Here is a 10228-nt window from a genome sequence, read left to right as displayed (position 1 = left end):
TACGGGGCAATCACTTCCGGCTTGAATTTTTCAAATTTACAACCATCAATTCTATTTAAAGACTTGCGGAATGTGGGATTTAGCTTGGCAGTTCCCAGAGGCGGCGCTGATTAAATCGCTGCGGTCTGGCGAGAAAGTACCGCTTTTGTGGGGTTGGCTGTGCGGTGAGCGGCAGTCGGTTAAATATGATTTGCTGTTCGAGCGGTCGATCGGTTTGGGCATCACCGACGAATTGAGAAAACACGCCGCCAGAATTTGCGACTTGCAGCGAGAGGAGATGGTTTTAGAATTCGAGCTTTCCAAGCTTGTGGGCGAACCGCAGTTCCTGCCGTACCGCAAGGTATTTGCCCGGTTTGGTTTCGGTCGCCGCGTGGAAGCGCTGCTGCTGAGCCAAATTTACCCGTTTGAGAATTACCTCGCCGCTGACGGCAAACCCGACATTAAGATTCGCAAAGGCAGGCGATCGGGCAAACCGACAAAGCGGCATTTATCACTTCGCAGATTCTGCAAAGCTTTGGGATACGCACCATCCCAAGAAAGTAGCGGCGACTTGCAAAAATCGAAAGTTGTCGGCGGCAGCGATTTGTGCCGCAAAGCCTTGTGGCAGTGGATTTTTACGCGAGTCGAAGTGAAGCGCTGCCGCCTTGCCAACGACATCGGCGATCGGTTGGGGGAAATCATGGATGCGGAGAAACTCAGCGGTCGGCCGGTGCGGCTGGTGCGATCGCGCGTAGCGGCCAAAGCCGTCAAATTGCTGTTCAAAGAACTCGTCCGCGAGCTCGTTCACCCTGAAGTCTAAAATCTAAAATCTAAAATCCAAAATCCAAGAAAAAACCATGACTTATTCAGAAAAGAAAATGATTTGCGTGTGCGACAGCATCAACTGCCCTTTTGGAATCAGGAATAATGGTTTGTTTGGTTGTCAAAAATATGCGGTAGCTCTACATTGTCACCTATTGCAAGCCGAAGACGGTTCGTACCAACGAACTGAATTAAAAAACACTTCGACACAGTATTTTCTGTACAGTTACCCGGACAAAGTTGATTTACTTGAGTTAGCCGAACAAAATGCAAAGTTCTTAGCCAGACCAGAAATCATTGAAGATTTAGAAATTGAAGCCGAGTTCGGACGCTCTGACAATTACTAGAGTGAAATTGCCTTCGCGGACGCGGTTGTAGGCCCGATGGATTTTGCGGTTGAGGGACAAAATCAGAGCGACTGCGTGTTCGGCGACGGAGTACGGAGAATAAGCCGGAACTCGGAGGAGAGTTAAGTCTAAATCCCTCGCTGCTGCTAAATCGACGTGATTGAATCCGGCGGATCTCAGGGCCAGCAAGCGGACGCCTTTTTGGGCGATGCTGAGCAGCGTTTTTGCGTCCAAGCAGTCGTTAACGAACGCGCAGACGGCCGGAAATCCAGCGGCTAAAACGCTGGTTTCCAGGGTCAGATGCGGTTCAAAAAAAACCAACTCGTGTTGACCGCCGACATTGGCTGCTGTCAGAAAAGTGCGATCGTAAGATTTGGTATTAAATACGGCTACCTTCATGCTTTTTGCCTGCAAACCCAGTAATAGGTGGAAATTCTTTTCAGATTAACTCTAAATTTTAGTAGAACGCCGTTGCCCCAAACAACCCAGTTTCCACGATCAATATTGAGTTTCGCAACGATAGCATCTCTGAAGAAACCAGATTTTTAGCCCTAGGGCAAATCCTGCTTAATTTTTTGAATCTAATTGCTTAGAATGTAGTAAAGCGCGAGCGTTAATTGTTCATTTTTTAGGAGAAACTCAGATGCCCAGACAAATCAAAACTCAAATCTATGAAATTTTAGAAAAATCCGAGATCGGCAATTTATACAGTTTAGTAGACGATATTGTTATAACTTGTTTAATTGCGATCAACGTCGCAGCTTTTATTGCTTCTACTTCGCCCACATTGTCGCAAGAACAAAAGTTGATTTTGGAAAATATCGAAATTGTTTCATCCTTAGTATTTACAATAGAATATCTTTTGAGGCTGTGGGTGTGTACAGTCGATAGCAGATACAGCCACCCCCTTTGGGGAAGATTGAGATACGGTCTTACACCGCTAAGTCTGATCGATTTAATTTCAATCCTACCGTTTTACTCATTGCTGTTATTTCCTAATTTAAGCTTCGTTAATTTAATTCGCCTACTGCGCTTGTTGCGGTTGCTAAAAATGAGCCGTTATTCAGAGTCACTCAGAACTCTGGGAGCAGTATTGTACGCTAAAAAAGAGGAGTTAATTGCCACTGCATTTGCAGTTTTCATTCTGTTAATATTTGCCTCTAGTGTCATGTATTTTGTTGAAAACGAGGCGCATCCAGAAACTTTTGCGAGCATCCCCGATGCAATGTGGTGGGGAGTTGTGACATTAACTACTGTCGGTTACGGTGATATTTATCCAATCACTCCTTTAGGGAAATTTTTAGGCGCAATATTAGCATTTTTGGGAATCGGAATTTTTGCGTTACCTGCGGGGCTCATTGCTGCGGGTTTTTCCGAGGAAGTCCAAAGGACAAAGCAGGAAAAAATGGCAGCAAATTTACAGCAATCTGCTAATTATCAATCGGTCAAAATGCTGGCGGAAATAGAGGTCGGGTTTCAACAAAACCAAAGTGCGATCGCGCTTCACATCGAAAGTTCATCCGAGTTGATGAAAATGTGTGTTTTAACGGCGAAAGAGAAGTTAGGGAATGATTTTCAAAATGAAGAAATTATTCGCGATTTAGCTATTCATTTTTATAATGAAGCTGTTCGCAAATTCGAGCTTTAATTACAGATATATATTGCCTGTCATTGCGACCGAAGCGTTAGCAGAGCAAGCCGAAGGAAAGCAATCACTTGCAGTTATGACCGCTTTATGTACAGCACTAATGACTAATGGCTAATTACCAGTCTGGCGGCAAATTGTAATATTCAAGAGTCGATCGATCTTTTAGCAATTCTTGCGTTTCTCGATCGACCTGAATCTGACCGTCAGCCAAAACTAACGCCCTTTGAGTCGTTTTCCCGATCCAATTCAAATTGTGGGACGCGATCAAAATTACCTCGATCGGCAATTGGGACAAAACCTTAGCCAAGTGACGCCGCCACGAGGGGTCGAGTCCGTTGGTCGGCTCGTCTAAGATTAAAATTGCAGGTTCTAATGCTAAAATTGCTGCCAATGCTGCCAACCTTCTTTGACCTCCCGAAAGTTCGTGGGCCGAACGGTTGGCAAATTCTACTAAACCGAATTCGTCTAATAGCGATAAAGCTCGATCGCGCGCAACTCCAAGCGGCACTCCGTAATTGCGCGGCCCGAACATTACATCCTCCAAAATAGTGGGCATAAATAGCTGGTCGTTAGCGTCTTGAAAGCAAAATCCAATCTGCCTGCGCGCCTGCGATAAAGTCGCCTCTTCCAGCTTTTTTCCCTGCACTCTAATCTCGCCCGATTGAGGCATTTTTAATCCGATCAAGTTTTCGAGCAAAGTGCTTTTACCAGCACCTGTCAGGCCGAGTAAACCAACTCTTTCTCCCGGTTGCAGGCTAAAAGAAATTTCCCGTAATATTGGTTTTTGTTCGGGATATCCGAATACTAACTTTTCTACTTCGATTGTTGGCACGGATTTGAGTTTAGTCAATTTTTATTTTCCTCGATTTTAGGATTAAGAGTATTTAACCGCAGAGAGCGCAGAGGGCGCAGAGAGGGGAAGGGAGAAGGCAAAAGGTAGAGAAATCAATTAATCAATTACCAGTTGCCTATTCCCAATTACCACTTACCGTAAGAAGCTATTGTTACTCCGGCTGCGGTTAAAATTGTTAATGTCAGCCAGAGTCGCTCTTGTGGTGTTGATTTTGAGTCACCAGGTAAAGTTCCTTGATAGCCGCGAATTAGCATGGCTGCGTGTACTCTTTCTGCCCGATCGAGACTTCGCAAATAGAGGGCTCCGATCATGGAAGCACTGGCGTAGCGCAGCCATCCTCCGGCGCCGGACAAGCCTCGGAGTTGAGCGGATTTTTTCATGCGGTTGACTTCTGTCAGTAAGATTTCTAAGTATTGTCCCGCTAAAAGTACAATCTCTTGCAAACCTGCTGGTAGGGGTAATCCTTTGAGGGCGATTCCGAAACTGTGGGGCGGCAAAGTTAGCAGAAAACTGTTCATAATTAGCAGGCAAATTAGGGAACGCAGCAACAGAAAACTGGCGCGTTCCCAACCTTGGGGCAGCACTAATAAGGAGAGAAAAAGCAATTCTGCTCCCAATAGTTGCGCTAGGGTTCGCACCGGAGCCCTGAGCCAAAACGACCAAAAAAGTGCGATCGCCCCATAAATTCCCAGCCACAGCCAAGCACCGGTCTTCATAAAACCAATGCCGATGACAATAATCAGAGACAGCCGCAGTCGAAAAGGTATTGAGAGTTTAGACATCTTTCGGTGTAACCAACTGAACAATCCCAAAGGCCGCACCGAAGCTGGCGGCAGAGCCTAAAAGTCCAGCAATGCTAGTACCTATAGGCTGTTCTTCTAATCCTTTAACTGTGTAATCAGCTAAAGGAGTGGGATTTTCGATCGCAGCAGCTTCTTGATCTTTAAAACCGTATTTTTCCGCTACTGACTCTAAACCATCGGGCCAACTTGAAGCGAACAGCGAAAGCACGCCCGAAATTAATAACACTCCAATTACTGGCACTAGCCATTTCTGCAATTGTGGCTGTTCTCCCGGCAGTAAATCCGGCCGCACTTTGACGAGATAAGTTAAAACGCCGCCTGTAATTACCCCTTCGCCAATCCCAATTAAAATATGTACGCCTACCATTCCTGGCAATGCGATATTGAGCGCTACTGTACCAGAAATTGCGAGTTCGATCGCAACACAAATAGAAGCAGCAACCACGCTGAGGGCGGCGGCGATGCCCGCGGCTAGGGGCAAACGATTTCGGGAACCTCCCAAGAGTTGCTGCAACGGCTGCAACAGCCACCAGCCCACCCAAATGCCAACTAGCCCCATGTTAAAAATATTGGCTCCCAGGGCGGTGATGCCCCCGTCGGCAAACAACACGCTCTGAATTATAAAAACCGTGCTCATTGCCAAAGTTGCCGCCCAAGGGTTCCCCAAAACGACGGATGCCAGCGCCCCTCCCAACAAGTGCCCGCTGGTACCGCCGGCTACGGGAAAGTTGATCATCTGGGCTGCAAACACGAAAGCTGTGGTTAAGCCCATGATTGGGGCTTGTCGGAGTCCAAGACTCGCGCGGGTTCGATTTAGGGCAACTGCAATTACTGCTGCACTTGCTATGCCGGTGGCAATGGCTACTGGCGGTGAAAGAAAACCATCAGGTATGTGCATTGATGTATCCCAAACAAGAGAACTTCCAGCCCTTTAGTCAACTATTTTTTACAAAAATTTACCATCCCCTGTGGGGGTATTTCTCCGATCGAGCGATCGGGGGATTGGCGGCGGGCGATCGCTTATTCGATATAGATTAGCGCCTCAGGGGCTGAATTTTGAGGAGCAGAAATTTTACATTAAATCATCCTGAAGAATTATTCGGATATTTTACCGACCACCCCCAGATAGCAGCTTTTTGATAAGAATTATCAATATTTGTTTACAGATTCACAAGCAAAATGTATTCACCGTCAAGCTCAAACAAGAATATTAAAAAAATATAAAGAATTAACTGAACATCCCTGATGGGTTTTATTGTCATTTCTTAAGAATAAATTGCATTAAGTTTTTGACGACAGCAGCAGTGAAATTGCCCGATCGCTAATCAAAGCCAAAGTCTTGCGTGTTTTTGAAACTAAAAAGTCCGAATTATTGCTAGTTAATATGGTTATTGGTTTCCGTCACAGCTATGTACTGGCATCCTCTCTTTCCCTATTTACCGTTAAATTAGGTAATGTGAGGTTTGATAATGGAGACAAAAAATAAACCACTCCCAGCCAGGGAGATGCACAAAATAGTTTGGGTTAAGTAGGTAAGCGGGATTAAACCGAGCTATGTAGCATTATGTAAACAGGGCTAACTTAGCCACGCTTAGGGAATGTGGGTACTTTACAATCCTTAACATAAGTGTGTTTTACAGCGCCTACCTACTTAGCGTCGGAGTTTTGATTCTTTTCTTTGTGACTTATCCCATCGCAATGTGGCGTTAGCCAAAAAGAAAAATTTCGCAGTTTTCATGCCAAGTATTTGACAATTGAGGGGCAAAATCCCGCTAAAGTAGCAGTAGCAGATGCTGTTGGTAAGGTACTGGCGGAATCATCTATTGCGAGTAGCAGTGCGCTTCCGGCTATGTTTACTGAGAATCAAAAAAAGCTGCCTGAAAAGTCTTCTGATGTTGCACCTTTTACGAATAAGTCTTCTGAAACAGCTATTGCGAGTAGCCCTACAGATCAGACTGTCCAAGCTGCACCTGTATCAGCAGGTAAGCAGGAAGTTCAGGCGGTGGATGGAACAAATCAGACAGCAGAAATTACCGATCGCGCTAAACTAGATGAGTTAGCTCTGAAACTCTACGATCGCATAAATCAGACTTGGCAAACTAGCCCTACTTTCACTCAAAATCTAGTCTATAGGGTCAGTGCAAGTCAAGATGGGGCGATCGGCAATTTCGAGTCCCTCAATCAACCAGCCAAGGATTACACCCAACAAACTCCTTTGCCAAATCTGCTCAAATCTGCCGAGACTAGCAACAGCAGCAGTGCACCACCAGTCGCTAAGTTTACTGTAGTATTTGCTCTTACTGGAACCTTAGAAGTTAACCCGTAACTCACATACAACAGCTATCCGGTAAGGTGCAAACTGTGCGCCTTAATTTTACTTTTTAACTTAAATGTGATATTATAAGCAGCGCCCTGTAGGGTATTCTACATCTAAAACAACAAATGAAAGAACTTGACGAGAAAAAAACCCAAGAATTGCTATGCACCATCATGGAATGGGAACTAGCAGGAGTCGTGCGCTACACCCACTATGCACTCATGGTGACAGGGCCAAACCGGATTCCCATCGTACAGTTTTTTAAAGCACAAGCAACCGAATCCCTACTCCACGCCCAACAAGCCGGAGAAATTTTAACAGGTTTAGAAGGGCATCCCACCCAAAAAATTGCTACGATCGAAGAAACCTACAAACACTCGGTAAAAGACCTTTTGGAAGAAAGTCTCAATCACGAAAAAAAAGCGCTCAAAAAGTATAAATCTTTACTTGAAGTAGTGACAAACTCCAGCGTTTATCTGGAAGAATATGCCCGCAATCTGATTGGACAAGAAGAATTGCACCAAGTAGAACTAAAAAAAATGCTGCGGGATTTTAGTTAAGGGAAATAAGAGTCGGCAGTCCTTATTTATTAGTCCTTAGTTACTCCCGAACCGCCTTAAGAATACCTGCCCCTTCTCTTCTTTCTATTCCTTCGCGTCCTTCGCGCCTTCGCGGTTCAATAATGTGATATTCTGCCAGCGCTAAAACAAAAGTTGCTAAGGACTAAGGACTAACTACAAATTAGCAGTTATCAAAAAATGAATTTTACTGAAGCCATCCCAACTTTTGTAATTACCCTCCGCGAAGGCGTAGAAGCCGCCTTAGTCGTCGGAATTGTGCTAGCTTGCTTAAAAAAAGCAGAGCAAAGCCACCTCAATTATTGGGTTTATACAGGTATCGCAGCCGGCATTGCTGCTAGCGCTTGTGTAGGTGCATTATTCAATCAGTTACTCCACGCGCTCTCAACATCAAATCAGCCTTACGCACCAGTAATTAAGCAACTGCTCGAAGGTTCTCTGGGAATTGTTGCCATAGTAATGCTAAGCTGGATGCTAATTTGGATGACTCAGCAAGCGCGCTTTCTCAAAGCTGAAGTAGAAGGAGCAGTTACAGCAGCTTTGACAGAAAATACCAATGCCGGCTGGGGCGTATTTGGCTTAATTTTTATTGCGGTACTGCGCGAAGGTTTTGAAACAGTTATATTTGTCAGCGCTCAATTTCAACAAGGTTTAACTCCGGCTTTAGGTGCTTTGGGCGGTTTGCTTGGGGCTGCGATCGTTGGCGCGCTAATCTTCAAGTGGGGCGTAAAAATTGATATCCGCCTATTTTTCAAGTTGATGGGGATTTTGTTGCTGTTAATCGTAGCAGGTTTGGCAGTATCGGCACTCAAACATTTTGACCAAGCGGCTGCCATTTTGTCGCAGATGAATAGCAAGTATGCAGCGATTTGTTTTTATTACGATCGCCTCGCACCACTCCACTCTTGTATTTTAGGCCCGATTGTGTGGAATGCAGCGGAAATTTTGCCCGATCGGGAATTTCCGGGGGTGGTTCTCAAAGCACTGTTTGGATACAGAGATCGACTTTATCTCGTCCAAGCGGCGGCTTACACAATATTCTTAGCCACCATCGGCGGTCTTTATTTCCAAAAATTAGGCTCTAAGGCGACTGTTGCCAGCAAAAATACTCAGCCAGCTCGATCGCAAACTCGCCCTCAGTAGCTATGCAAGCGGTTTTTATCCGTTGTTTCGCTGATTCCAGGACGATCTGAAAATCAGCCCGAACTGCAAAAAAATAGGCTTAAAATTTTCAGGTGGCGGGATTGATTATTTGACTTTTATCTGATAGTATTAAACGATAGTAATACATTTTATTTTTTTATAAATACTTATATTGATATTATTTAAATCTACGGTCAACAGCCCAAAGAAGTAAGCACTACCTCTCAAAAAACACAAAAACTTTTTAATAAAAATTAACAGTTAAGGGTTAACAGGGTTCTGCAAGACGCGGGCTGCCGTTAGGGCGATTCTGTGAAGTCGCAGGCGCACCCTCCAAAAGTTGAGGCTGTTCTTGGTCGCAAAAAATCGGTCCCCAGCAAGATTCTTGGCGAACAGTTTTCTGATATGCGCTCCTAGGGCTTATAATTAGTACAAGAATATTTACAGAGCCCGGAAAGTTCTTAATGAACCTTATCATCCTTAATGAAGCTTAAAATTAAAAAATTGTTCGTTAAAGTTACCTGGAATCCCCAGAAGGCTGTAGGCTCTGCCATTCGGTTAGCGGTGAGATAAATAATGATGCCCCGGATACTTGTTATTGATGATGACGCGGCGATCGCCGAACTCGTAGCCGTCAACCTAGAAATGGCTGGCTACGAAGTCACCCAGGCAGAAGACGGCATCAAAGGTCAGGCACTAGCCATACAACTGCTTCCCGACCTGATCATGCTAGATCTGATGCTGCCTAGAGTAGACGGATTCACAGTGTGTCAGCGGTTGCGGCGCGACGAGCGCACAGCCGACATTCCCGTCTTGATGTTGACCGCCTTAAGTCAAACTCAAGACAAAGTAGAAGGCTTCAACTCCGGCGCCGACGATTATCTGACCAAACCCTTTGAACTAGAAGAGATGCTGGCACGAGTGCGAGCCTTGCTGAGGCGCACAGACCGCATCCCCCAAGCTGCCAAACACTCCGAAATCTTGAATTACGGCCCGCTGACCCTTGTCCCCGAAAGGTTTGAAGCTGTTTGGTACGCTAAGACCGTCAAACTGACTCACCTAGAGTTCGAGTTGCTGCACTGCTTGCTCCAACGCCACGGTCAGACAGTCTCTCCCAGCGAAATTCTCAAAGAAGTGTGGGGTTACGACCCCGACGACGACATCGAAACTATTCGCGTACATATCAGACACCTGAGAACCAAGATGGAACCCGATCCCCGCCATCCTCGGTACATCAAAACCGTATACGGGGCGGGTTATTGTCTGGAGTTGCCCAACAACGAGCAAGTAGCCGAAGAAACCAAATCCTCTGCTTGATCTAGCCCGCCAGATGCAACAAGCAGTTAAAAATCCCGCTAGAAAAGCCTGAAAGCATTTGCTTTCAGGCTTTGTTGTTTGGAGTTTGAGATGAATATGTCAACAAGTAGGCATTAACTCTGTTGATTCTCAAAAAACAATCCCACACCCCCCTCTACCCTCAGTTTTATAGAAGCTTGCCCAGAGGAAAGTACCCGATTTCTTTTTCCACTTTGTCTGTTCCTAGAAAATTAAATAGCTACTTAGGGCTTGCTGAATAAGCCTAAAACCCTTACGTCAAAAGACTTTTGCTCGTTTTAGCGCGGCTCTGGTACTCGCCTGCCGAGCTAAAATGACTCAAAAGCCTAGAGCGCCAGTCCAGTAAAAGAGGTTGACAAAAAACCTCAAATAGGATGTACCCAAACGACTCACAATACGCCAC

Annotated in this window: 12 protein-coding genes; 8 read left to right on the top strand and 4 right to left on the bottom strand. The window is 45.4% G+C overall.

All coding sequences use genetic code 11. From position 1 onward, the window contains the following. Positions 1–70: 70 nt before the first annotated feature. Together QUA78_RS30530 and QUA78_RS30525 are read left to right on the top strand one after the other, a co-directional pair. Positions 71–799: an IS110 family transposase gene (locus QUA78_RS30530; RefSeq protein WP_333306041.1), complete on the top strand. Its 729-nt coding sequence runs from the start codon at positions 71–73 to the stop codon at positions 797–799. A gap of 37 nt (positions 800–836) precedes the next feature. Next, positions 837–1148, top strand: coding sequence for a hypothetical protein (locus tag QUA78_RS30525; protein WP_333306039.1), 312 nt, complete (start codon positions 837–839; stop codon positions 1146–1148). Here QUA78_RS30525 and QUA78_RS30520 read toward each other — a convergent pair. Next, on the bottom strand, positions 1107–1547 hold the full coding sequence (locus QUA78_RS30520; protein ID WP_333306037.1) for a hypothetical protein: 441 nt from the start codon (positions 1545–1547) through the stop codon (positions 1107–1109). The genes QUA78_RS30525 and QUA78_RS30520 overlap by 42 nt on opposite strands. Before the next feature lie 244 nt (positions 1548–1791). On the opposite strand from QUA78_RS30520, the gene QUA78_RS30515 reads away from it, so the two are divergent. After that, positions 1792–2796, top strand: a complete 1005-nt coding sequence (locus QUA78_RS30515; RefSeq protein ID WP_333306035.1) for an ion transporter — start codon at positions 1792–1794, stop codon at positions 2794–2796. Between the two features lie 115 nt (positions 2797–2911). Here the strand turns inward: QUA78_RS30515 and QUA78_RS30510 are convergent, their stop codons facing one another. The 3 genes from QUA78_RS30510 to QUA78_RS30500 all read right to left on the bottom strand — a co-directional run bounded on the left by QUA78_RS30510 (position 2912) and on the right by QUA78_RS30500 (position 5350). Beyond that, positions 2912–3646 (bottom strand): ABC transporter ATP-binding protein, encoded by a 735-nt coding sequence (locus QUA78_RS30510; protein WP_333306034.1) that lies wholly within the window; start codon positions 3644–3646, stop codon positions 2912–2914. A gap of 128 nt (positions 3647–3774) precedes the next feature. Further along, on the bottom strand, positions 3775–4431 hold the full coding sequence (locus QUA78_RS30505) for an energy-coupling factor transporter transmembrane protein EcfT (protein WP_333306032.1): 657 nt from the start codon (positions 4429–4431) through the stop codon (positions 3775–3777). After that, entirely contained in the window at positions 4424–5350 is a 927-nt protein-coding gene (locus QUA78_RS30500) for an energy-coupling factor ABC transporter permease (protein WP_333306030.1), read from the bottom strand. Before QUA78_RS30500 ends, QUA78_RS30505 begins: the two co-directional genes overlap by 8 nt. A 2-nt stretch (positions 5351–5352) precedes the next feature. On the opposite strand from QUA78_RS30500, the gene QUA78_RS30495 reads away from it, so the two are divergent. The 5 genes from QUA78_RS30495 (at position 5353) to QUA78_RS30475 (ending at position 9807) form a co-directional block, all read left to right on the top strand. After that, the gene (locus QUA78_RS30495) at positions 5353–5490 is read left to right on the top strand and encodes a hypothetical protein (RefSeq protein WP_333399194.1); all 138 of its coding nucleotides are present in this window, start codon (positions 5353–5355) and stop codon (positions 5488–5490) included. A 709-nt stretch (positions 5491–6199) separates the two neighbouring features. Further along, positions 6200–6778: a hypothetical protein gene (locus tag QUA78_RS30490; RefSeq protein ID WP_333306026.1), complete on the top strand. Its 579-nt coding sequence runs from the start codon at positions 6200–6202 to the stop codon at positions 6776–6778. A 116-nt stretch (positions 6779–6894) separates the two neighbouring features. Further along, positions 6895–7329, top strand: coding sequence for a ferritin-like domain-containing protein (locus QUA78_RS30485; RefSeq protein WP_333306025.1), 435 nt, complete (start codon positions 6895–6897; stop codon positions 7327–7329). A 198-nt stretch (positions 7330–7527) separates the two neighbouring features. Next, positions 7528–8490, top strand: a complete 963-nt coding sequence (locus tag QUA78_RS30480) for an FTR1 family protein (protein WP_333306023.1) — start codon at positions 7528–7530, stop codon at positions 8488–8490. A 579-nt stretch (positions 8491–9069) separates the two neighbouring features. After that, complete coding sequence (locus QUA78_RS30475; RefSeq protein WP_172186445.1) at positions 9070–9807, top strand: response regulator transcription factor; 738 nt, start codon at positions 9070–9072, stop codon at positions 9805–9807. The last annotated feature ends 421 nt before the right edge of the window (positions 9808–10228 follow it).

Source organism: Microcoleus sp. K4-B3 (assembly GCF_036704615.1).
Lineage (GTDB): Bacteria > Cyanobacteriota > Cyanobacteriia > Cyanobacteriales > Microcoleaceae > Microcoleus.
This window is presented reverse-complemented; position numbering and strand designations above follow the sequence as displayed.

Excerpts from the sequence above, each read along its gene's own strand:
- QUA78_RS30530 (WP_333306041.1), top strand. The coding sequence starts at position 71 with ATGTGGGATTTAGCTTGGCAGTTCCCAGAGGCGGCGCTGATTAAATCG.
- QUA78_RS30525 (WP_333306039.1), top strand. The coding sequence starts at position 837 with ATGACTTATTCAGAAAAGAAAATGATTTGCGTGTGCGACAGCATCAAC.
- QUA78_RS30520 (WP_333306037.1), bottom strand. The coding sequence starts at position 1,547 with ATGAAGGTAGCCGTATTTAATACCAAATCTTACGATCGCACTTTTCTG.
- QUA78_RS30515 (WP_333306035.1), top strand. The coding sequence starts at position 1,792 with ATGCCCAGACAAATCAAAACTCAAATCTATGAAATTTTAGAAAAATCC.
- QUA78_RS30505 (WP_333306032.1), bottom strand. The coding sequence starts at position 4,431 with ATGTCTAAACTCTCAATACCTTTTCGACTGCGGCTGTCTCTGATTATT.
- QUA78_RS30500 (WP_333306030.1), bottom strand. The coding sequence starts at position 5,350 with ATGCACATACCTGATGGTTTTCTTTCACCGCCAGTAGCCATTGCCACC.
- QUA78_RS30495 (WP_333399194.1), top strand. The coding sequence starts at position 5,353 with ATGTATCCCAAACAAGAGAACTTCCAGCCCTTTAGTCAACTATTTTTT.
- QUA78_RS30485 (WP_333306025.1), top strand. The coding sequence starts at position 6,895 with ATGAAAGAACTTGACGAGAAAAAAACCCAAGAATTGCTATGCACCATC.
- QUA78_RS30480 (WP_333306023.1), top strand. The coding sequence starts at position 7,528 with ATGAATTTTACTGAAGCCATCCCAACTTTTGTAATTACCCTCCGCGAA.
- QUA78_RS30475 (WP_172186445.1), top strand. The coding sequence starts at position 9,070 with ATGCCCCGGATACTTGTTATTGATGATGACGCGGCGATCGCCGAACTC.